The organism is Planktotalea arctica (assembly GCF_002105285.1).
GTDB lineage: Bacteria > Pseudomonadota > Alphaproteobacteria > Rhodobacterales > Rhodobacteraceae > Planktotalea > Planktotalea arctica.
On record NZ_MUHR01000005.1, the window covers coordinates 89,119 to 110,419 of the forward strand.

The window sequence follows — 21,301 nt, forward strand, 5'->3', positions numbered from 1 at the left end:
AAGGCGATGTCACGAGACGCAAACCCGTTATGGCATCCGCGCCCCGATTGGTTACTGACCTGCAAAGGTGCAAATCAACGTTCGAGGGGTATATAAGGAGCGTAAATGGGTGCTGCAAGCGTTGCGAGACCACTCATTTTGGGAATCCGCCATGTCGGGGCGTAATTTTTCCAATTCTGGTGAAAAAGGAGTTAAAAGCGCGTTGGAAAAGCTGAACATTCGCGGTTTCGAGGTTTACAAAGGGTTGCTGGATGGCAGCGAGCAATCAGCGCTCGTCGAGGCAGTACGCTGCGCCGTGCAGGCTGCACCGCTGTTTTCGCCGATGACACCCTATGGCAAGCCGATGCGCGTGCGCATGACATCGGCGGGGCGCTTTGGCTGGGTGTCTGATCACGCAGGATATCGCTACTCAAAAAGGCATCCACAGGGAATGGCCTGGCCTGAAATTCCTGCGGCGGCTTTGCAGGTTTGGCAGCGAGTCAGCGAATCGCAGCGCCTGCCCGAATGTTGTTTGATAAATTTCTACGCAGAGGGCGCGCGCATGGGCATGCACCAGGACCGCGACGAGGTTGATTTCTCCCAACCGGTCGTTTCGGTATCTCTGGGCGATGATGGTTTGTTTCGGATTGGCAATCTGGAGCGCGGTGGTTCGACTGAATCGATATGGCTTAATTCCGGTGACGTGGTGGTCATGGGTGGCGCCGCGCGATTGACCTATCATGGTGTGGACCGGATCAGGTTCGGCTCATCGCGGCTGCTTGCGAGAGGCGGGCGATTAAATCTGACGTTGCGGGTGGTGAAATAGGAGGAGGGGGCTAGCCCCCGCGCTGCGCGCCCCCGGAGTTTAGAGGCAAGATGAAGCAATACGGCGTGCTTTATCCCAAGCGATACGCGCGCTGTGATAATGAAATCACGATCGTTCATCGTGTCGCTGCAAATCGTGCATTTTCTCAAGAATTTGTGGTTTAGGGCTACGTCGGTTTTATCGGTGGTGAGAAGGACGCTTGGGCTGTGTATGGAGGCCCAAGCATTGTTCTCGCACCCTGCATTGCGCGGATGTCGGGCGTATTATTGTCGTGCGGCCCAGCTCGCGGAGGCGTGTTTGCGGGTGTAAAATTCACCCATCATACCGATCATCAAGAAGATGAGGCCGACATAGAACGCATATTCCCAAGAGGAATTGCGCGGAGCGTAATTGACGAACGCATAGCCGCGTGACTGATCTATGCAGTGGAACAGCGGGTTCCAATCGAACATGTTGAGCAGTTGCGGCGTGAGCGTGTTTGCGACAAACATTTTGCCCGAAGCAATCATATTGGCCCGCTGGTAAATCGTTGACAGCAGTGATGACAAGCCAGGTGACCAGGGCTTGATCGCAAGGAACACCATGCCGATTGCAACGGCTGTGAACCATGCGAGCAGGATCATGAACATCACGCCTGTCACACTTTGGATTTCAAAGGGTGTGACGAGGACATGATAGGCGAACATGATCACGAGTAGAGAGAGCATTTGAATGTAGAGCTGGCTGAGCGCTGCTGCTGCGATCGAGATCGAGGTGTTCATTGGCGCGTGTTTCATCATCGGCGATGCCGGCCCTTCCGAGCCGGCCACGGCGGCCACAGTCTTGATGTGCGTCATGAACAGAAAAATACCAGTCATGATGTAGACCATGAAGTCGCCGCGCAAAACCGCACCGCGCAGACCGAGGATGGAGAACATAAAATAAAAGGCGAGCACGAAGATGATCATTTGCATCAGATTCATCGCAATACTCATCAGCGCATTGCCATGGGTTTTGCGGATCGTACGCACGATATTGTGGTAAACCAGTTCGCTGAAAGTAAGAATCTTGCGGAACGTGGTTTCCTGTTTTCTGACCTGGAACATGTCTACTCTGCCTGTTGGCGAACGCATTCATTGATGATTATTGCCGTTCGTGCCTCTTCATATAATAAGAGACATGGATATTTTATCAACATAGCTAATAATTTTGGGCAGGGATCGGGCAAATGGACTACAATAATTTGGAAGAGACAATGCGCCGCTTGGCGCTTGCGGCGGGCGATGTGATCATGGACATCTACGGCAGTGATGATTTTGACGTTAAATCAAAGTCTGACAATAGCCCGGTGACTGCTGCGGATGAAGCCGCGGATGCGCTGATTTCTGCGGGCCTGCGCGCTGAATTTCCGGATGTGATGCTGGTGACCGAAGAGCAGGCAGACAGCCACATGAAAACAGGCGCGACCTTCTTGATCGTCGATCCACTGGACGGCACCAAGGAATTTATCAACCGGCGCGGGGATTTCACCGTCAACATCGCTTTGGTTGAAGACGGCGTGCCGACGCGCGGCGTGGTCTATGCGCCGGCGAAAAAGCGCATGTTCTACACGCGTGCAGATGGTCAAACGATCGAGGAAACCGGGCCGCTGCATCCCGACGTCGTCGGCCAGCAAAACATCATCGCGGTGAGCCAGCCAGACAATAAAGCGCTTTACGTGGTTGCATCGAAATCGCATCGCGATCAGGCGACGGACGACTACATCAACAAATATAAAGTGCGCGACATGAAGAGCGCGGGGTCGTCGCTCAAGTTCTGCCTGATTGCGACGGGCGAGGCGGATATTTATCCGCGCGTGGGCCGCACGATGGAGTGGGACACGGCAGCTGGGCATGCTGTTCTAACAGGGGCTGGCGGGCGTGTCGTGCGTTTCGATAACCATGAGGAATTGAAGTATGGTAAAGAGGGTTATGCCAATCCCTTTTTCATTGCCTATTCGCCTGATGTTGAATTGAAAGACGCCTGAATGTCAGTCCTTATCGTTATTCCCGCGCGCTACGCATCAACGCGTTATCCTGCGAAACCCTTGGCGGAACTGAAAGGGTGCAGTGGCAAATCCCGCTCGCTTATCCAGCGTGCCTGGGAGGCGGCAAGTGCCGTGAGCGGTGTGGACCGTGTGGTTGTGGCAACGGACGATGAACGGATCAAAGCAGCCGCAGAGGTGTTTGGCGCAGAGGTCGTGATGACGCCCGAGAGTTGCTTTAATGGGACCGAGCGCTGTGCAGCGGCTTACGCTGTGCTGGGCAGTGATGCGGAGATTGTGGTGAACCTGCAAGGGGACGCGCCGCTGACGCCGCATTGGTTTGTCGAGGATCTGGTGAGCGCCATGCGTGCTGCGCCAGAGGCGGATATTGCGACGCCTGTTTTGCGCTGTGATGGGCGTGCTCTGCACAGCTTTCTCGCGGATCGCAAAGCGGGGCGCGTGGGCGGCACGACGGCAGTGTTCGATGCCAACATGCGCGCGATGTATTTCAGCAAAGAGGTGGTGCCGTTCACTACAAAAAACTACGCTGATAACGCTGAAACCCCTGTGTTTCATCATGTGGGCGTCTACGCCTATCGGCCTGCTGCGCTCAAGACTTATCCGAGTTGGCCTGTCGGGCCTTTGGAGCAACTTGAGGGATTGGAGCAGCTTCGTTTTATGGAGCAAGGCGGTACTGTGCGTTGCGTCGAGGTGGATGCAAGGGGCAAGCAGTTCTGGGAGCTTAACAACCCGGAGGACGTTCCTGTGATCGAGAGGATGATGCTGGAGATGGGGATTGAATGAGCGCCTCATCGGTCTCTGTTATTGTTGTGAGCAGAGGCCGCGCTGCTGATTTACCGCTCTGCCTGCTTGGCATTTCGCAGCTGGACTATCCTGCATTCGAAGTCGTTCTGGTGGCTGATGATGAAGGCATCGATGCTGCGCGCGCGCTTCCGTTTTTTGACGACTTGAAGGTTGTGCCGTTTGACGAGGCGAATATCTCTGCCGCGCGCAATCTGGGGATAGCTGAGGCGGCGGGTGAGATTGTTGCCTTCATAGATGATGATGCTGTGCCGGAGCCGACTTGGCTGCGCTATCTGGTTGCTGGATTTAACGAACCAGAAGTTGCTGCGAGCGGTGGTTTTGTGATCGGGCGCAATGGGATCAGCTTTCAATGGAAAGCGCGTTCTGTGGATTGCACAGGCACTGCGTTGCCACTGGATGTGGACGCAGAGCGCATTAGTGTGCTCACGCCGCAAAATGGCCGCGCGATCAAGACGGAGGGCACGAATATGGCGCTGCGCCGTGATGTCATTGTAAAAATGGGCGGTTTCGATTCGGCATTCCGGTTTTTTCTTGATGAAACGGATGTGAATTTCCGACTGATGCGCGCGGGGCACAAGACGGCGATTGCTCCGCTGGCGCAGGTGCATCATGGCTACAAGGCCAGCGCGACGCGGCGCGGGGATCGTGTTCCTACGGATTTGACCGAGATCGGTGCGAGCCTTGCGGTCTACTTGCGAAAACATGCGCCCGGTGCGATGCACGAAACAGTTTTTGCTCGGATGCGACATGAGCAAAGGGTGCGGGCCCTGCGCCATATGGTAAACGGGTTGATCGAGCCGCGCGATGTACGCCGTTTGCTTGGCTCGTTTGATCGGGGCGTGGCTTCAGGGTGTTTGCGTGCGCTTGTTCATACGGTCGAAATTCCAAGGGCGCGATCAGGATTTCGCGCGATGGCGCGGCGATACGCAGGACCGCATGTGGTTTTGTCAGGGCGAGCAGTAGAGCGCAGCGCGCTCATGACAAAGGCCGCGGCCGCGGTAAAACAGGGCAACCGCGTTTCGCTTTTCCTGTTTTCACGCGGCATGCGCCCGCATCGCGTGCGATTTACCAAAGAGGGGGTGTGGCTCCAGCGCGGTGGCACCCTTGGGCGCAGTTTGCGCAGCGATTCACGCATTTCGCTCAACTCTAGCCTGAAAAAGCTCACGCTTGAGTTGAAGCGCCTTGCCAAGATACGTGATTTCCCCCCAAAAGAAATCAATTGAATAAAAATTAGAAACAATCACATCGAATTTCGCCAATTTGACATTTTTTCGACCCAATTTGTTAATAGCGCTACGATAAGTGATGTTCGTGTTGGATATGAGGGCGACGTAATGCGTAACAAAGTAACGAAGGCGATTTTTCCTGTTGCAGGTCTTGGAACACGGTTCTTGCCGGCGACGAAATCCGTTCCGAAAGAGATTATGACGTTGGTCGATCGACCGCTCATCCAATACGCAATCGACGAAGCGCGCGCGGCTGGCATCAAGGAATTTATCTTTGTCACCTCGCGTGGCAAAGGGGCTTTGGAGGATTACTTCGATCACTCGCCCCAGCTTGAGAACGAGTTGCGAAAGAAGGGCAAAACAGACCTTCTGGAAATCCTGAAAACGACGAATATGGACAGCGGCGCGATCGCCTATATGCGTCAACACAAGGCGCTGGGCCTTGGCCATGCGGTCTGGTGTGCGCGCAGACTTATCGGCAATGAACCCTTTGCTGTTATCCTGCCAGACGACGTGATCGCGGCGGAAAAGCCGTGTTTGCAGCAAATGGTTGAAGCCTATGAGGAAACCGGCGGCAACATGGTCGCCGCGATGGAAGTTCCGGCGGCCAAAGCCTCGTCCTATGGCGTACTCGACATCAAGGAAGACATGGGATCGATGGTCTCTGTCAACGGGATGGTGGAAAAGCCCGAGCCGGGAACGGAGCCATCTAATCTGGCGGTAATCGGGCGCTACATACTGTCGCCGCATGTTTTGAAGAACCTCAATAAGATCAAATCGGGTGCGGGCGGTGAAATTCAGTTGACTGACGCAATCGCGCAGGAGATCGGAACGGAGCGCGGCGTTTACGGTTATCGTTTCCGTGGCCAGCGTTTCGATTGTGGCTCCAAGTCCGGATTTTTGCAGGCAACGGTTGCCTTTGGTCTGTCGCGCGATGATCTGCGTGACGATCTGCACGCATATCTGACTGATCTGATGGCGACGGAGAAAGCAGCGCAGTAGCGCGCGGCCGCGATGGCAGGTCTTCAGCAAACCACTAAGCCCATTTGCCTTGATCTGACCCGCTTGCTGAGCCGGACGGGCCAGATTTTGACGGGTGTGGATCGTGTCGAATGGGCCTACCTTGAATGGTGTATCAGCCTCGATCGCCCTGTTTATGGCCTCGTGCGTAGCGCTTTTGGCTATCTGCTCATGGATCGTTCGGGCCTTGAATTTGCCTATGCGCATCTCCGGGTGGCCGACTGGGGCAAGCCTGATGTGCTTTCGCGCTTTGCTTTGAAACTCAGCCCTGCGCGCCGCGCCGCGGAAACCGCTTTGCGCAAGTGTGCCGTTGCGCGTGCAACGCCAGCGAGGCTTGCGCATATGCTCAGGCGTGCGTTCCCGCATGGCGTGCTTTATCTCAACACGGGCCATAGCAACCTGACGCGCCGTGTGTTCGGTGCGTTCAAATCGCTCGGCACTGCGCAAAGCGTCGTGTTGATCCACGATATGATCCCGCTCGATTGGCCTGAATATCAACGCGCAGGCACGGTGGATCAATTTGAAAAGCGGATGCGCATTGTGTCCGAGCAGGCCGATGCGCTGATTTGCAACTCCCGGCAAACGCTTGATGATACCACCCGTCACATGGAGCGGTTCGGCCGCCTGCCGCCTGCCATCGTCGCGCATTTGGGGGTGGATCTCCCCGCGTTCAAAGTGGTCGCATCGCCCGAGATTCCGCAGCCCTACGTCATCACCATTGGCACGATCGAGCCGCGCAAAAACCACGCTTTCCTGCTTGATTTGTGGGAAGAGTGGCCGACAGGTAACGATGACCCCCCTCCACCGCATCTGGTGATTTGCGGCAATCGGGGCTGGAGGAATGAGGACGTTTTTACCCGACTAGATGCGGTGAAAGCCAAGGGTTTACCGATCACCGAATTGAATGGCCTGCGCGATGATCAGATTATGGGCCTGCTTAAAGGGGCCAAAGCAGCGCTGTTTCCCAGTCTAGCGGAAGGCTTCGGACTACCCCAGGTCGAGGCGCTAAGCCTCGGCGTGCCAATAATATGTGGTGATCTGGCCATATATCGCGAAGTTCTAGGGGATTTCCCCGTTTACGCAGAGACTTCAAATGCCTATGTTTGGCGTACCGAGATCGAAAAAATGCTGCAAAAAGATAGCGATGAAATTGGTAGAGTGGTTAACGACCAAGCCCCCTACACAGCGCCGCGCTGGGATGCGCATTTTAACCTTGTATTGAAACACTTTGGTTAGTCAGGGCAACAGGGATGGCAAGGTCATGAGGAGGCACGGTTAAAGTGGGCATCGTCAAGTCATATCGGCTTCGGCTGCAACGCAAGCGTTGGCGCATTCGTGCGTTTCGCAAGCGCCGCGAATTGCAGCCTATCCGCAACCGGACGAGCCAAATCAGACCCGGCGACATCTTCCTGTTTTCCACCATGCGCAACGAACATGTGCGCCTGCCGTATTTTCTTAAATACTACCGCGACATGGGCGTGAACCATTTCTTCATCGTGGATAACGACAGCAACGACGGCGGCCTCGAGTATCTGGCAGAGCAGCCCGACGTCTCGGTCTGGCATTCGAAAAGCAGCTACAAGCGGGCGCGCTACGGCGTGGATTGGCTGAACTGGCTGCAATTGCGCCATGCCCACGGCCATTGGTGCCTGACAGTTGATCCCGATGAATTTTTCTTGTTCCCCTTCTGCGATACCCGTCCCATTCGCGCGTTGACGGATTGGCTAGATGCGTCGTCGATCAAATCTTTTAGCGCCATGCTTTTGGATATGTACCCCAAGGGGCGTATTGATGCAGAGCCCTATGTGGCGGGGCAAAACCCCATGGAAACCGCTTGCTGGTTCGACGCTGGCAATTACACGATCAACAAGAACAAAAAGCTGGGCAACCTGTGGATTCAAGGCGGCGCGCGTGCACGTGTCTTTTTCCCCGACGCACCGGAAAAAGCGCCTGCGCTCAACAAGATCCCATTGGTGAAATGGGACCGCCGCTACACCTATGTCAGCTCAACGCATAACTTGCTGCCGCGTGGTTTGAACCTTGTTTACGATGAATGGGGCGGGGAGAAAGCCTCGGGTGTTTTGTTGCATACCAAGTTCCTCAATACCTTCACCGAAAAGGCTCAAGAAGAGCTTGAGCGCAAGCAGCATTATTCTGCCAGTGTGGAATATAAAGCCTATGCAGAGCACTTGTCGGAAAATCCCGACCTTTGGTGCAAGTGGAGCGAGAAATACATCAACTGGCGCCAGTTGGAAATTTTGGGCCTGATGTCCAAGGGCAATTGGGCATGAGTGTCGGAATCCTCATGCTGGTTCACACGGCTCTGGGGCGTGCAGAGCAAGTTGCGCGTCATTGGGCCGCGTCGGGCTGTCCTGTGGTCATTCACGTTGATAAAAAGGTCGATCGCAAGACCTACAAGGGGTTTCAGGCCTCTATAAAAGACGTCAGCGACATCACCTTTTGCAAGCGGCATTACTGCGAATGGGGCGGCTGGGGCATCACCGCCGCCACGCAGGGCGCAGCGGAGCGGATGCTGGCGCAATTCCCGGACGTGCGGCATGTATTTCTTGCGTCGGGTTCGTGCCTGCCGCTGCGCCCCGTGGGCGAGTTGATCGAATATCTCGATGCGCGCCCGCGGACTGATTTCATTGAATCTGCGACGACGTCCGAAGTGCCTTGGACGGTCGGCGGCCTTGATATCGAACGCTTTACTCTGCGCTTCCCGTTTTCTTGGAAGACCCAGCGGCGCTTGTTCGATAAATACGTGGCCTTGCAACGTTCGCTTGGCTTGAAACGGCGTATTCCCAAGGGATTGGTGCCGCACATGGGTTCGCAGTGGTGGTGCCTGACGCGGCAAACCCTGTCGGCGGTTCTGGAAGACCCGGACCGCCCGACTTATGATCGTTATTTCTGTAAGGTCTGGATCCCTGACGAGAGCTATTTCCAAACGCTTTCGCGCCAGTATTCGTCGAACATTGAAAGCCGGTCCCTGACGCTGTCCAAGTTTGATTTTCAGGGTAAGCCGCATATCTTTTATGACGACCATCTCCAACTTTTGCGCCGATCGGATTGCTTTGTTGCGCGTAAGATCTGGCCCCATGCAAGCCGCATCTACGAGGCGTTTCTAACCGATGAAGACGGCGCGCTAAAACGTGCAGAGCCTAATCCGGGTAAAATTGACCGCATTTTTGCCAAAGCTGTTGAGCGGCGCACACGTGGTCGCGCTGGTCTAGTGATGCACTCGCGGTTTCCGAACGAGGGTTGGGAGAACGGTTTGACCTGCGCGCCCTATTCGGTGTTTCAGGGCTTTGCCGAGCTTTTCGAGGATTTTGAGCCTTGGTTGGCCAGGGCGACGGGAACGCGCGTGCACGGACATCTGTTTTCGCCCGAACGCGCGGAGTTTTCCGGTGGTGAAAAGGTGATTAATGGCGGTTTGAGTGATCAACCGTTACTGCGCGATTATAATGGCGCGGCCTTCCTGACGAATTTGATTTGGAACACGCGCGGCGAGCGGCAGTGCTTTCAACTCGGACCAATGGATACGCAGGATGTTTGCTGGAAAATAAGCAATGATCCGAATGCACAAATTTCGGTGATTAGCGGTGCTTGGGCCGTACCTTTGTTTCGCTCAAACCAGAATTTTTCCGATTTGCGGCGCGAAGCGGCACGTTTGCAAAAGATCGAGAACGAGTTCCTGTATAAATTGCGCAATCCAAATGCAAAGGCGCGCATCCGCATCTGGAGCATGGCTGAATTCATTGAAAGCCCGATGGAGCCGTTGCAAACTTTGATAGACGAAATCGGAAATGCGCCCCAACGCCGTCTCGCTGAGGCGCCAAAGATGGCAGATTTGCAAGGGTTTGGGCAGTTTCTTCAAAACCTTAAAAACCAGGGCATGCACCCGCATCTCATGGGCGATTTCCCGATCCACGACAGTCCGGTTTTGCCGGTGGAAAAACAGCGCAAGCCCTATTTGGTGAAGTAAATTATGACAGACGCCTTCGACTACTTCATTGTGTTCGCCGAAATGCGAACAGGCTCGAACTTTTTGGAAGCGAACCTGAATGCGCTCGATGGAGTGACCTGTCACGGCGAGGCGTTCAACCCGCATTTCATCGGCTTTCCGAACAAGGACGAAATTCTGGGCATCACCCGCGAAATGCGTGAAGACAGTCCAGAAAAGTTGATCGAAACGATCAAGCAGTTCTCGGATGGGCTGGGCGGATTTCGCTACTTTCATGATCACGATCCGAGAGTGATTGATATCGCACTGAATGATCTGCGCTGTGCCAAGATTATTCTGACGCGCAACCCGCTGGAAAGCTACGTGTCGTGGAAGATTGCGCAGGAAACCGGGCAGTGGAAGTTGACCAACGTCAAGCGGCGCCGCGATGCCAAGGCGACGTTCAACGCCGCTGAATTCGAAATGCATGTGGAGGAGTTACAGGCGTTTCAGGTGGCGCTTCTTAATCGCTTGCAGGCCGAGGGGCAGACCGCGTTTTATATCGCTTACGAGGACTTGCAGAGTGTCGAAGTGATGAACGGTCTTGCGCGTTATTTGGGCGTGGATGCGCGACTTGATAGTCTTGATGATTCGCTGAAACCGCAGAATCCCGTCGCTTTGGAGGAAAAGGTTGCGAATGCGGATGATCTCGAGCGCGGCCTCTCGCGCCTTGATCGTTTCAACCTTGCGCGCACCCCGAATTTCGAGCCGCGCCGTGGCCCTGTGGTGCCGAGCTACATTGCCGCTGCGCATTCGCCGCTATTATATATGCCCATCCGCTCGGGGCCGGAAGCGCAAGTGCAAGGCTGGCTTGCCGCGCTTGATGGTGTGGCACCCGATGCGCTGCTTTCGGGGTTCAACCAAAAAACCCTACGCCAATGGAAACGCGATCATGTCGGGCACCGTACATTTACCGTGTTGCGTCACCCCGTCGCGCGCTTGCACGAGGCGTTTTGCAGCAAGATTTTGACCACAAACGAGGGTAGTTTTACCAAGATTCGCAACACCTTACGCCGGTTTCACAAATTGCCGATTCCAGGGCAGGAGCCCAACGACAACTGGGACCTATCAGCCCATCAAGAGGCATTTATTGCCTTTGCGCAATTCGTGAAAATGAACCTGTCGGGGCAAACCTCGATCCGCGTGGACGCGCATTGGTGTAGTCAAACGCAGGCGATTGCTAATATGGGTGAATTTGCGCTGCCTGACATGGTTCTGCGCGAAGATCAGATGCAGGACATGCTGCCGAGCCTCGCGATTTCCGCCGGAGTAAAAACATCTCCATTGCCGGATCTGACACCAAGTGCGCCGCTGTTTTTCGACCTCGCAGATATCTACAACGCGGACATCGAGAATGCGGTGCAAGAGGCTTATCAGCGCGATTATTTGATGTTTGGGTTTAGCAGTTGGTCGTGATCGCAGCATCTTGCATACGCTTGCAAAAGATGTAACCTGATGGGCAATCATAGCCCGTCAGGAGTGACACACATGACCCCCCAAGAGATGGAAGCGCGCATCGTTCGTTACGGTGATTTGCAGCCTTGTAAAACCGCGTTCATCGACGCGCATACGCCCGGTAGCGATCAGAAGGAAAACTTTACCATCATCGGTGGCGGCGTTTCCGAAAGTGCGGATCAGCATGTGCACATTCAGGACACCCCGGGTTTCAACATTGGTGCTGCTGGCCAACCGCCGCGTTGCCGCAACTCGCTTCACTCGCATCGTACGGCAGAAGTGTTCTTTGTTCTCAAGGGTAAATGGCGCTTTTTCTGGGGTCGTTATGGCGATGCAGGCGAAGTGGTTCTGGAAGAGGGTGATATCATCAACATCCCGACCGGTATTTTTCGTGGATTCGAAAATATCGGTACAGACTATGGAATGATCATGGCGATCCTTGGTGGCGACGATGCTGGAGGCGGCGTGATCTGGGCACCGCAAGTGATCGAGGATGCACGCGATCACGGCTTGGTTCTGGCCGAAACGGGTAAGCTCTATGATACTAAAAAAGGTCAGTCGCTGCCTGATGGCGTCAAGCCGATGGCGGTTCTGAACGCAGAGGAATTGAAGGCCTTCCCCGAGCTAACGACGCTTGATGTCGTGCCGCACTATGTGGCGCGCTATTGGGACATGATGGCGCTGTCGGACAAGCAGCCTGCAAAGGTGATTGGCGCGGATGCCATGCTGCGCGATCGCCCCGGTTTTGACGTGGAGCTGCTGAGCCGCAATTCTGTTTCTGACGAGATGTATAGCGTTGATCGCCACGAGGTTCTGATGCCAATGCGCGGCCATTGGCGCCTGACATGGGATGGCGGCACGACGTCGCTTAACCCTGGCGATACATGCGCCGTTCCTCCTAGCATTGCACATTCCATTGCGCCCTCGATGACGGGTGAAGCGAGCCTGTACCGCGTGCGCGACACGGACGATCCCGCAGGTTTGACCAAAGCAGGTTAAGACATAAAACAGCGTTCTTTCATCGGGGCGCTGTTTTCTTTCGGGCGTTTCGTTTTAAGGTGATCGGCAGCACTTAGAAGGATGCCGAGATGAGCAAAGATATCCACACCACGCACGACGCCGAAGACGATATTCGCAACCGCGATATCAAGATTTACGTGAATGGCGATCTGGTTCACCGCGACGATGCGAAGGTATCGGTCTATGACAGCGGCTTTATGCTGGGCGATGGTATGTGGGAAGGAATGCGGCTCTATAACGGGGTTTGGGCGTTCTTTGACGAACATATGGATCGTTTTTTTGAGAGTTGTAAGGCGGTCTCACTCGACGTTGGCATGGACCGCGCCGGCATCTTGGAGGCTTTGACCAAGACCGCAGCGGCCAATGGCATGACCAACGATGTGCATTGCCGCCTGATGTTGACGCGCGGCGTGAAGGTGAAGCCGTTTCAACACCCCTCGCTGTCGCGCACTGGGCCAACGCTGGTCATTATCATGGAACATTCCAAACCTGCAGACGCGCTGCAATCCAAAGGCATCCGCCTTGCTACTGTGCCCCAAGTGCGCGGTTTGCCTATGTCGCAGGACGCCAAATACAACTCCCATTCCAAGCTGAATTGCGTGATCGCCTGCCTTCAGGCCGAGCAGGCGGGCGCAGACGAGGGGCTGATGCTGGATCCGCATGGCTTTGTGAACACCACCAACGCCTGCAACTTTTTCATCGTGCGCAAGGGGGCCGTTTGGACCTCCACGGGGGACTATTGCATGAACGGTGTGACGCGCCAGAAGGTGATTGATCTGTGCCGCGCCAATGGGATCGAGGTGCATGAGCGCAACTATTCGCTGGTCGATGCCTACGGCGCGGACGAGGCGTTTTTGACCGGTACGTTCGGCGCGCAAACCCCAGTGGCAGAGATTGACGGTAAGCCGATCGGCACTGGTGAACGCCCAGTGACAGCGCGGATCAAGGAGCTATACAAACACTTGATCCGTGCGAACATCAGCGCTGGATAAAGGCGGTCGCTTCGATTTCGAGCATCGCCTCATCCTCGACGAGGCCAGCCACGATCACCATAGTCATCGCTGGAAAGTTGCGCCCAAGCACTTTTCGATAGGTTTCGCCAACTTCGCGTTGGCGGGCCATATATTCCTTTTTGTCGATCACAAACCATGTCAGCCGCGTGATATCGCTGGCCTCTCCGCCAGCGGCGGTGACCACGTCCATGATATTGCGCAGGGCCTGTTCCATCTGACCGATGAAATCATGACTCTCGAAGACTTGCGCAGCGCTCCAGCCGATTTGCCCACCGACATAGAGCGTGCCATCTTCTGTCAAAGTGCCGTTAGAATATCCCTTGGCGGGTGCCCATCCTTCGGGTTGAATGATCTGGTGGCTCATGTGGTCCTCCGTAAATAGGGGGTCAGCGCATTGCGAAGCTCATCAGGGATCGCTTGGGGCTTGTTGTCAGGGTTGATGTAAACCAGCGTCGAAGCGGCTGTCAGGCGCGTGATACCATCACAATGTGCATGAAAATCAAGGCCGATGCTGCTGCGCCCGATCTTGGTCAATTCTAGATCAATTACCATGGCATCGCCATGCAGGCTTGGCGTGGCAAATGTTGCGTCGATCTGTACGGTTGGCACACGGCCGATCTTGTGAATGTCCTCGAAGGCAAAGCCGATAGCTGCAAAAAACGTCTCAACGCAGTCGTTCAGCATCTCGAAATAACGTGGATAGAACACGATGCCGGCTGGGTCGCAGTGCTTGAACAGAATTTTCTGCGGGAATTCATAGATCATCGAAATGCGCCTTTAGCCTTGTTTCAAAACAAAGCGTTGTATCTTGCCTGTTTGGGTTTTTGGCAAGGCCTCGATGAATCTAACGGAGCGGGGATATTTATAGGGGGCAATGGTCTGTTTGACATGCTCTTGCAGCGCTTTGACAAGGGCGTCATCGGGCGTGAAGCCCTTGGCCAGCACAACATGCGCCTGCACGATATTGCCGCGCACTTCATCGGGAGCAGCGATTACGCCACATTCAAGGACGGCGGGGTGCGAGAGTAGCGCCGCCTCTACCTCGGGCCCTGCGATATTGTAGCCTGAGGAGACGATCATATCATCGTTACGGGCCGCAAAATGCAGGTAGCCGTCCGTGTCCATCACGAATGTGTCGCCTGTGATATTCCATCCATCGATCACATATTTTGCCTGCCGATTATCGGCGAGATACCGGCAGCCCGTGGGGCCGCGCACGGCCAAGCGGCCCGGCTCCCCGCGAGGCACCTCATCGCCCTTCTCATTGATCACTTTCGCTTCGTAGCCGCTGATCGGTTTGCCTGTGCAGGCGGGCCTGTGGTCATTAAAGCGATTGGAGATGAAGATGTGTAGCATCTCTGTCGCGCCGATCCCATCGAGCATGGGTTTGCCTGTCTTTGCGATCCATTCATCATAAACAGGCTTGGGCAGTGTTTCCCCCGCAGAGACGGCCGCGCGCAGTGACGACAGGTCCGCCCCCTCTTCCATCGCGCGCAACATAAAGCGGTAGGCAGTGGGCGCAGTAAAGCAGACTGTGGCGCGGTACTTTTCGATGATTTCGATCATGTTGGGCGGGCTTGCAGTTTCCAGCAGTGTCGCCGCTGCGCCAAAGCGAAGTGGGAAGATCGCAAGGCCTCCAAGGCCAAAGGTGAAGGCAAGCGGCGGCGAGCCGATGAAGATATCGCTCGGCTGCACATCCAGCACTTCGCGCGCGTACCCATCGGCCACAATCAGCAGGTCGCGGTGAAAGTGCATCGTCGCTTTGGGATCGCCCGTCGTGCCTGACGTAAAGCCCAGCAGCGCCACATCATCGCGTCCCGTATCCACCGATTTGAACTGAACGGGCTTCTCCAGCGCAAGGCGGTCAAGCTCTGCATCATGGTTGGAGGTGCCGTCAAAACCGACGACGGATTTCAGGAATTTCGAGGTCTTTGCGCAGGTGACCATTTCCTCCATCAGGCGCGTATCACATAGCGCATGGGTGATTTGTGCCTTGTTCACGGTCGCGGTTAACTCGCCCGCGCGCAGCATGGGCATAGTGTTCACAACCACCGCCCCCGCCTTGGTCGCGGCGAGCCAACACGCCACCATCGCCGGGTTGTTGGCGGACCGGATCAGCACGCGATTGCCCGGTTTGATGCCAAGGTTTTCGACCATTGCGTGCGCAAGGCGGTTGGTCCAATCGGACAGTTCTTTATAGGTGCGGCGACGCCCATTGCCGATGAGCGCTGTGTGATCGCCAAAGCCGCGCTCGACCATTGCGTCGGTCAACTCGACCGCTGCGTTCAGCTTGTCAGGGTAATCAAACTGCTCCAACAGAAAGTCAGGCAGCTGATCCTCGGGCGGGAGATTATCCCGCGTAAATGTATCGGTGTGACCCGTGTGTCCCAGCATGATCTAACCCCCTTGATGGTCCGCGATAACTTGCCGCGCGATGACCACGCGCTGCACATCCGATGCGCCCTCGTAAATCCGAAGCGCGCGAATATCGCGGTACAATTCCTCAACCTTAACTCCCTTTTTGACGCCATCGCCGCCATGAAGCTGTACGGCCTTATCAATGACCTGTTGCGCTTGATCGGTTGAAAACAGCTTGGCCATCGCTGCCTCGCGCGTGATCCGCGGCGCGCCGGAATCCTTTGTCCACGCAGCGCGGTAAATCAGTAAAGCGGCGGCATCCACATCCAGCGCCATATCGGCAATATGTCCTTGCACCATCTGCAAATTAAACAGCGGCGCGCCTTGCACATGGCGCGTGGTAACGCGGCTGAGCGCCTCATCCAAAGCGCGGCGCGCAAAGCCAAGGGCTGCGGCGGCAACTGTGGATCGAAAGACATCCAGAACAGACATGGCAATTTTAAAGCCTTGCCCGCTTTGCCCCAGCATAGCGCTCGCAGGAATGCGGCAATCTGTGAAACGCAGGGTTGCCAAAGGATGCGGTGCGATCACTTCAAGGCGCTCTGTAACCTCTAGCCCGGCCACATCGGCTGACACTATAAATGCGGACAGTCCACGTGCGCCCGGCGCATCCCCTGTGCGTGCAAACAACGTGTAAACATCGGCGATGCCGCCATTGGAAATCCACGTCTTTTCGCCGTTCAGGATGTAGTCATTGCCATCCCGCGCAGCCGTCAGCGTTGAATTGGCAACGTCCGATCCAGACTGTGGCTCGGTCAAAGCAAAGGCGGAAATCGCCTCACCCTTGCGGGTTAGTGGCAGCCACTCTGCGCGCTGGGCATCGGTTCCAAACAGTGAAATCGCACCGGTTCCAAGGCCTTGCATGGCAAAGGCGAAATCGGCCAAGCCATCGTGATATGCCAGCGTTTCGCGGGTCAGGCATAGCGTGCGTACATCCAGGGGCGCTCCATCCGGCGCGGCGCTCGGCATGAGCCAGCCAGCATCGCCCATCGCCCTCACCAGATCGCGGCAAGCCTGATCATTGTCTGTGTGATCAACAGCCACCAACGCAGACCCCGCCCATGCGCTCAAATCACTGGCATGCGCGCGGTGATGCTCCTTGAAGAAGGGCCAATTCAGAAATGTCTTATCTGCCATGTGCACGTCCCATCTTCATCTTCCTAAATAAACTTCCCGCGGAGCGTCCAGCACTCAATTTCCCTTGAAAACGGGCCGTTCTTTGGCAACGAACGCGTTATATGCACGCTCGAAATCTGCGGTTTTCATGCAAATCGCTTGCGCTTGCGCTTCGGCCTCGATCGCTTGTTCGATCGACATCGACCACTCCTGAGCGAGCATGGTTTTTGTCATCATATTCCCGAAATTGGGCCCTGCTGCGATGCGCGATGCCATATTGCGCACGGCAGACGTCAAATCAGCAGCCTCGACAACCTTGTTGTGAAAGCCCCACGCGTGTCCCTCGTCCGCGCTCATCGAGCGGCCAGTATACAGCAGTTCCGCCGCACGTCCTTGGCCGATGATCCGTGGCAGAATCGCGCAAGCGCCCATGTCGCAGCCGGCAAGGCCGACGCGAGTGAACAGGAACGCAACCTTCGCCTCGGGCGTGGCGATGCGCAGATCAGAGGCCATCGCAATGATCGCGCCAGCGCCAACACAGACCCCGTCAATCGCCGCAATCACAGGCTTGCCACAGTTCACGATTGCCTTGACCAGATCGCCTGTCATACGCGTAAAAGCGAGCAGTTCTTTCATGCTCATCTTTGTGAGCGGGCCGATGATGTCATGCACATCGCCGCCAGAGCTGAAGTTACCGCCGTTTGAAGCGAAAACCACCGTATCCACATCGTCGGAGTAATGCAGATCGCGAAACCAATCGCGCAGCTCTGCATAGCTTTCAAACGTCAGGGGGTTCTTGCGCTCAGGCCGGTCCAGCGCGACTGTCGCGATGCGATCCTCAATGCTCAAAAGGAAGTGCTTCGGCTCAGTTTTCATTGTAAGGTTCCTTCAGCGTTAGGACTTGGGCCAAAAGTTCTGTGGTCATATGGCAGGTTTCTGCGTCTAGACCGCTGAGCAACTCGCTCACCCAGCCCTCATGCGCGCTGGCTTGCTTCTCAAACTCGATGATGCCCTTGGCGGTCAGGCGCACACGTACGGCACGCCGATCTCCGGGAACGGCTTCGCGCAGCAGATGACTATCCTCGCGCAAACGATCCACGATGCCCGTAACGTTGCCGTTGGATACCATCAGCATGCGAGACAGCTCGCTCATCTTCATGCCTTTGGGGTTGCGATAAAGCGCGCTCATTACGTCGAAACGAGGCAGCGTCGTGCCGAATTCGAGGCGCAGACGCTCACGCAGTTCTGCTTCGATCAAGCGATTGGTTTTCAGCACGCGCAGCCACAGGCGCAGGCGTTCTTTGGACGCGGGGTCTTGGGCGGGCGTGCTTTGTGGTTTCATATTTCACCTCCCGAGAGTGATAGCGCATGACCGCTGACAGACGCCGCGCTATCAGAGCAAAGCCATAGCGCACTGCCCGCAACTTCGTTGGTCTGGATGAAGCGCTTTTGCGGGTTGGCGCGGATCAGGCTTTTGCGCGCGTCCGCATCGCTCAGGCCGGTTTTCTGCATGATTTCATCAATGGAGCGTTCCAGAAGCGGTGTTTCGATGAAGCCCGGACAGATCGCGTTTACCGTGATCCCTGTGCGCCCCAACTCTTGCGCAAGCGCACGTGTGAGGCCGATAACGCCATGTTTAGCGGCACAATAGGGCGCAACATAGGGATAGCCCTTGAGGCCCGCGGTCGAGGCGACGGCGATCATGCGACCCCAACCCAGTGTGTTCATATCCTCGACGCAGGCCTGCCATAGATGGAAAACCCCTTCTAGGTTGACAGAGAGCGATGCGCTAAAGGCGTCTGGCGTGACTGCGCTGAACGGCGCGCTGGGCGCTGCGCCTGCGTTGGCGATTGCAATAGCGATAGGGCCGTTTTGCGCACGTGCTTTGTCGAGGGCTTCGTCGAGCGACGCACGCTTTGTTACATCGGCTGCCAATGCCAATGCGCCGATTTGCGCAGCGACTTCGTTCAGCGGTTCGATGCGCCGCCCAAGGATCGTGACGTCTGCGCCAGCGTTTGCGAATTGCGCAGCAAGTTCAGCGCCAACGCCGCTGCCGCCGCCTGTGATGACAACATGTTTGCCCTCGGCGCTCATACTTTTGCGACCTCTGCTTCTTTGTCCGCCAAACGCCAAAGCTGATCGCGGCCTGCATCATAAGGCAGCGGCCAATTCATCGCACGATCCCCGATTTGTGCGGCGGCGTGCAGTGTCCAATATGGGTCGGCAAGGTGCGGACGGGCAAGGCAAACCAGATCGGCACGCCCGGCCATAAGGATTGAATTGACGTGATCAGGTTCATAAATATTACCAACGGCCATGGTCGCGATACCAGCCTCGTTGCGGATGCGGTCTGAAAACGGTGTCTGGAACATGCGGCCATAAACGGGCTTGCCCTGCGTCGAGGTTTGGCCTGCTGAGACGTCGATAATGTCCGCGCCTGCATCAGAAAAGGCCGTTGCGATCAGGACAGCGTCTTCTGGTGTGATGCCCTCATCGCCTGCCCAATCGTTCGCGGAAATGCGTACCGACATGGGTTTGTGCGCAGGCCAGACTGCGCGCATTGCGTTGAAGACCTCCAAAGGATAGCGCAGTCGATTTTCCAGCGTGCCGCCGTATTCATCGCTCCGGATGTTGGAGAGAGGGGAGATGAAGCTTGAGATCAGATAGCCGTGGGCTGCGTGCAGCTCGATCATATCAAAGCCTGCGCGCTCGGCCATTTCAGCAGCGCTGACGAATTCGGCTTTGATGCGGTCCATATCATCGCGGTTTATCGCGCGTGGGGTCGCATTGTTGCTCGACCAAGCGATTGCTGAGGCAGATAACAAGTCCCAGTTGTCAGCGGCGAGGGGGCTATCCATGCCCTCCCATCCGAGGTTGGTCGAGCCTTTTCGCCCTGCATGGCCGATCTGGCAGCATAGCTTTGCGTTGGTCTCAGTATGCACAAAGTCTGCCAGGTGCTTCCATGCGGCCTCGTGCTCTGGCGCATATAAGCCGGGGCAACCGGGGGTGATGCGCCCATCCGCAGAGGTGCAGGTCATTTCGGTATAAACCAGCCCTGCGCCGCCCTTGGCGCGCTCTGCGTAGTGGATGAAATGCCAATCTGTCGGGCAGCCCTCAACCGCCTTGTATTGCGCCATAGGCGAGACGACGATGCGGTTTTCAAGGCTCATATCGCGCAACTGATAAGGTGCAAACATTGGCGCGCGCACGGGGCTTTCGGGGCCGCCCGCGCGCATTTGGAACCACTGCTCTGCCCCCTCCATCCACTTTGGATCGCGCAAGCGCAGGTTTTCGTGACTTATCCGCTGGGAGCGGGTCATCAGGGAATAATTGAACTGCACGGGATCGAGCCCAAGATAGCGATCTACCTCTTCAAACCATTCGAGCGAATTGCGCGCAGCGGATTGCAGGCGCAAAACCTCGATGCGGCGCGCGTCCTCATAAACCTCGAAGGCCTCGGGCAAGGTGGCTTCTTCAGTGACCAGATCGGCCAGCGCTATCGCGCTTTCAAGCGCCAGTTTACTGCCCGAGCCAATCGAGAAATGCGCTGTGGCAGAGGCATCGCCCATAAGCACGATATTGTCGTGATGCCACTTCTCACAAAGCACACGAGGGAAGTTGATCCAGGCGGAACCGCGAATGTGATTGGCGTTGGTCATCAGTGAATGGCCGCCAAGGTGGTCTTTGAAAATCTCTTCGCACAGCGCGATGCTTTGATGTTGATCCATCTCGCCAAAGCCATGCGCGTTCCACGTGGCCTCATCGGTTTCCACGATGAACGTCGCGGTGTCATCGTCGAATTGATAGGCATGCGCCCAAAGCCAACCCTTGTCGGTTTGCTCGAAGATAAAGGTGAAGGCATCGTCGAATTTCTGATGGGTGCCAAGCCAGACAAATTTGCACGCGCGCATGTCGATATCGGGTTTGAACGTGTCGGCGAACTCGGCGCGCGTGGCGGAGTTGAGACCGTCCGAGGCGACGACAAGATCGTAATCCTTGGCGAAATCCTTGACGCTTTGTACGTTGTGCTCGAACTCCAGCGTGACGCCCAATTCGCGTGCGCGCGCCTGCAAAAGGAGCAGCAGTTGCTTGCGCCCGATACCGCAAAACCCATGGCCTGTGGAAAGCTGGCGGGTGCCGCGATAGTGCACAGCGATATCGTCCCAATAGGCGAAATGCTTGCGTATGGATTCCGCGGACACAGGATCGTTCGCGACCAGATTGTCGAGGGTTTCATCGGACAGAACCACGCCCCAGCCAAATGTATCATCAGGTTTGTTGCGCTCGAACACTGTCACATCCGCGTCGGGCTGGCGCAGCTTGAGCGAGATCGCGAAATACAGCCCAGCGGGACCACCACCCAAACAAGCAACGCGCATCTGTAATCTCCCAATTTAA

The 21,301-nt window shown here is 56.0% G+C and carries 20 protein-coding genes; 11 read left to right on the forward strand and 9 right to left on the reverse strand.

Translation table 11 applies throughout. The annotated features are described in order from the left end of the window. Positions 1-151: 151 nt before the first annotated feature. The gene (locus tag B9P63_RS05135; RefSeq protein ID WP_085307493.1) at positions 152-805 is read left to right on the forward strand and encodes an alpha-ketoglutarate-dependent dioxygenase AlkB family protein; all 654 of its coding nucleotides are present in this window, start codon (positions 152-154) and stop codon (positions 803-805) included. 263 nt (positions 806-1,068) lie between these two features. Here B9P63_RS05135 and B9P63_RS05140 read toward each other — a convergent pair whose 3' ends face one another. Continuing rightward, on the reverse strand, positions 1,069-1,890 hold the full coding sequence (locus tag B9P63_RS05140) for an ABC transporter permease (RefSeq protein WP_085307494.1): 822 nt from the start codon (positions 1,888-1,890) through the stop codon (positions 1,069-1,071). A 122-nt stretch (positions 1,891-2,012) separates the two neighbouring features. Between B9P63_RS05140 and cysQ the strand changes: the two genes are divergently transcribed. From cysQ to B9P63_RS05190, 10 genes are all read left to right on the forward strand, one after another. Then, complete coding sequence (gene cysQ / locus B9P63_RS05145; protein ID WP_085307495.1) at positions 2,013-2,810, forward strand: 3'(2'),5'-bisphosphate nucleotidase CysQ; 798 nt, start codon at positions 2,013-2,015, stop codon at positions 2,808-2,810. Next, a complete protein-coding gene (locus B9P63_RS05150) occupies positions 2,811-3,611 on the forward strand; it encodes a 3-deoxy-manno-octulosonate cytidylyltransferase (RefSeq protein WP_085307496.1) in 801 nt (266 codons plus the stop codon). Then, complete coding sequence (locus B9P63_RS05155) at positions 3,608-4,855, forward strand: glycosyltransferase family 2 protein (protein WP_085307497.1); 1,248 nt, start codon at positions 3,608-3,610, stop codon at positions 4,853-4,855. The genes B9P63_RS05150 and B9P63_RS05155 overlap by 4 nt, the downstream gene beginning before the upstream one ends. Before the next feature lie 111 nt (positions 4,856-4,966). Further along, the gene (gene galU / locus B9P63_RS05160; protein WP_085307498.1) at positions 4,967-5,860 is read left to right on the forward strand and encodes a UTP--glucose-1-phosphate uridylyltransferase GalU; all 894 of its coding nucleotides are present in this window, start codon (positions 4,967-4,969) and stop codon (positions 5,858-5,860) included. 12 nt (positions 5,861-5,872) lie between these two features. After that, positions 5,873-7,114 (forward strand): glycosyltransferase family 4 protein, encoded by a 1,242-nt coding sequence (locus tag B9P63_RS05165; protein WP_085307499.1) that lies wholly within the window; start codon positions 5,873-5,875, stop codon positions 7,112-7,114. A gap of 44 nt (positions 7,115-7,158) precedes the next feature. Continuing rightward, a complete protein-coding gene (locus B9P63_RS05170; protein WP_085307500.1) occupies positions 7,159-8,169 on the forward strand; it encodes a glycosyltransferase family 2 protein in 1,011 nt (336 codons plus the stop codon). Then, positions 8,166-9,863 carry a DUF5927 domain-containing protein gene (locus B9P63_RS05175; RefSeq protein ID WP_085307501.1) on the forward strand — a complete coding sequence of 566 codons (1,698 nt, stop codon included), beginning with the start codon at positions 8,166-8,168 and terminating at the stop codon, positions 9,861-9,863. Before B9P63_RS05170 ends, B9P63_RS05175 begins: the two co-directional genes overlap by 4 nt. A 3-nt stretch (positions 9,864-9,866) precedes the next feature. Beyond that, positions 9,867-11,297 (forward strand): sulfotransferase family 2 domain-containing protein, encoded by a 1,431-nt coding sequence (locus B9P63_RS05180; RefSeq protein ID WP_085307502.1) that lies wholly within the window; start codon positions 9,867-9,869, stop codon positions 11,295-11,297. Positions 11,298-11,369: 72 nt separating this feature from the next. Then, positions 11,370-12,335 carry a cupin domain-containing protein gene (locus B9P63_RS05185; protein ID WP_085307503.1) on the forward strand — a complete coding sequence of 322 codons (966 nt, stop codon included), beginning with the start codon at positions 11,370-11,372 and terminating at the stop codon, positions 12,333-12,335. 89 nt (positions 12,336-12,424) lie between these two features. After that, entirely contained in the window at positions 12,425-13,348 is a 924-nt protein-coding gene (locus B9P63_RS05190; protein ID WP_085307504.1) for an aminotransferase class IV, read from the forward strand. Here B9P63_RS05190 and B9P63_RS05195 read toward each other — a convergent pair. From B9P63_RS05195 to B9P63_RS05230, 8 genes are read right to left on the reverse strand one after another with little or no spacing between them, the layout of a single operon-like run. Then, entirely contained in the window at positions 13,335-13,733 is a 399-nt protein-coding gene (locus B9P63_RS05195) for a RidA family protein (protein WP_085307505.1), read from the reverse strand. The genes B9P63_RS05190 and B9P63_RS05195 overlap by 14 nt on opposite strands. Then, positions 13,730-14,134, reverse strand: a complete 405-nt coding sequence (locus tag B9P63_RS05200) for an acyl-CoA thioesterase (RefSeq protein ID WP_095532997.1) — start codon at positions 14,132-14,134, stop codon at positions 13,730-13,732. The genes B9P63_RS05195 and B9P63_RS05200 overlap by 4 nt, the downstream gene beginning before the upstream one ends. Positions 14,135-14,146: 12 nt before the next feature. Then, the gene (locus B9P63_RS05205) at positions 14,147-15,763 is read right to left on the reverse strand and encodes an AMP-binding protein (protein WP_085307506.1); all 1,617 of its coding nucleotides are present in this window, start codon (positions 15,761-15,763) and stop codon (positions 14,147-14,149) included. A 3-nt stretch (positions 15,764-15,766) separates the two neighbouring features. Then, entirely contained in the window at positions 15,767-16,924 is a 1,158-nt protein-coding gene (locus B9P63_RS05210) for an acyl-CoA dehydrogenase family protein (RefSeq protein WP_085307507.1), read from the reverse strand. Between the two features lie 54 nt (positions 16,925-16,978). Then, the gene (locus tag B9P63_RS05215) at positions 16,979-17,779 is read right to left on the reverse strand and encodes an enoyl-CoA hydratase family protein (protein WP_085307508.1); all 801 of its coding nucleotides are present in this window, start codon (positions 17,777-17,779) and stop codon (positions 16,979-16,981) included. After that, positions 17,769-18,245, reverse strand: a complete 477-nt coding sequence (locus tag B9P63_RS05220) for a MarR family winged helix-turn-helix transcriptional regulator (protein WP_085307509.1) — start codon at positions 18,243-18,245, stop codon at positions 17,769-17,771. The genes B9P63_RS05215 and B9P63_RS05220 overlap by 11 nt, the downstream gene beginning before the upstream one ends. Then, positions 18,242-18,997 (reverse strand): SDR family NAD(P)-dependent oxidoreductase, encoded by a 756-nt coding sequence (locus B9P63_RS05225; protein WP_085307510.1) that lies wholly within the window; start codon positions 18,995-18,997, stop codon positions 18,242-18,244. Before B9P63_RS05225 ends, B9P63_RS05220 begins: the two co-directional genes overlap by 4 nt. Further along, entirely contained in the window at positions 18,994-21,282 is a 2,289-nt protein-coding gene (locus B9P63_RS05230) for a bifunctional salicylyl-CoA 5-hydroxylase/oxidoreductase (RefSeq protein ID WP_085307511.1), read from the reverse strand. Before B9P63_RS05230 ends, B9P63_RS05225 begins: the two co-directional genes overlap by 4 nt. Positions 21,283-21,301 lie beyond the last annotated feature (19 nt).

Excerpts from the sequence above, each read along its gene's own strand:
- B9P63_RS05135 (WP_085307493.1), top strand. The coding sequence starts at position 152 with ATGTCGGGGCGTAATTTTTCCAATTCTGGTGAAAAAGGAGTTAAAAGC.
- B9P63_RS05140 (WP_085307494.1), bottom strand. The coding sequence starts at position 1,890 with ATGTTCCAGGTCAGAAAACAGGAAACCACGTTCCGCAAGATTCTTACT.
- cysQ (WP_085307495.1), top strand. The coding sequence starts at position 2,013 with ATGGACTACAATAATTTGGAAGAGACAATGCGCCGCTTGGCGCTTGCG.
- B9P63_RS05150 (WP_085307496.1), top strand. The coding sequence starts at position 2,811 with ATGTCAGTCCTTATCGTTATTCCCGCGCGCTACGCATCAACGCGTTAT.
- B9P63_RS05155 (WP_085307497.1), top strand. The coding sequence starts at position 3,608 with ATGAGCGCCTCATCGGTCTCTGTTATTGTTGTGAGCAGAGGCCGCGCT.
- galU (WP_085307498.1), top strand. The coding sequence starts at position 4,967 with ATGCGTAACAAAGTAACGAAGGCGATTTTTCCTGTTGCAGGTCTTGGA.
- B9P63_RS05165 (WP_085307499.1), top strand. The coding sequence starts at position 5,873 with ATGGCAGGTCTTCAGCAAACCACTAAGCCCATTTGCCTTGATCTGACC.
- B9P63_RS05175 (WP_085307501.1), top strand. The coding sequence starts at position 8,166 with ATGAGTGTCGGAATCCTCATGCTGGTTCACACGGCTCTGGGGCGTGCA.
- B9P63_RS05180 (WP_085307502.1), top strand. The coding sequence starts at position 9,867 with ATGACAGACGCCTTCGACTACTTCATTGTGTTCGCCGAAATGCGAACA.
- B9P63_RS05185 (WP_085307503.1), top strand. The coding sequence starts at position 11,370 with ATGACCCCCCAAGAGATGGAAGCGCGCATCGTTCGTTACGGTGATTTG.
- B9P63_RS05190 (WP_085307504.1), top strand. The coding sequence starts at position 12,425 with ATGAGCAAAGATATCCACACCACGCACGACGCCGAAGACGATATTCGC.
- B9P63_RS05195 (WP_085307505.1), bottom strand. The coding sequence starts at position 13,733 with ATGAGCCACCAGATCATTCAACCCGAAGGATGGGCACCCGCCAAGGGA.
- B9P63_RS05200 (WP_095532997.1), bottom strand. The coding sequence starts at position 14,134 with ATGATCTATGAATTCCCGCAGAAAATTCTGTTCAAGCACTGCGACCCA.
- B9P63_RS05205 (WP_085307506.1), bottom strand. The coding sequence starts at position 15,763 with ATGCTGGGACACACGGGTCACACCGATACATTTACGCGGGATAATCTC.
- B9P63_RS05210 (WP_085307507.1), bottom strand. The coding sequence starts at position 16,924 with ATGGCAGATAAGACATTTCTGAATTGGCCCTTCTTCAAGGAGCATCAC.
- B9P63_RS05215 (WP_085307508.1), bottom strand. The coding sequence starts at position 17,779 with ATGAAAACTGAGCCGAAGCACTTCCTTTTGAGCATTGAGGATCGCATC.
- B9P63_RS05220 (WP_085307509.1), bottom strand. The coding sequence starts at position 18,245 with ATGAAACCACAAAGCACGCCCGCCCAAGACCCCGCGTCCAAAGAACGC.
- B9P63_RS05225 (WP_085307510.1), bottom strand. The coding sequence starts at position 18,997 with ATGAGCGCCGAGGGCAAACATGTTGTCATCACAGGCGGCGGCAGCGGC.
- B9P63_RS05230 (WP_085307511.1), bottom strand. The coding sequence starts at position 21,282 with ATGCGCGTTGCTTGTTTGGGTGGTGGTCCCGCTGGGCTGTATTTCGCG.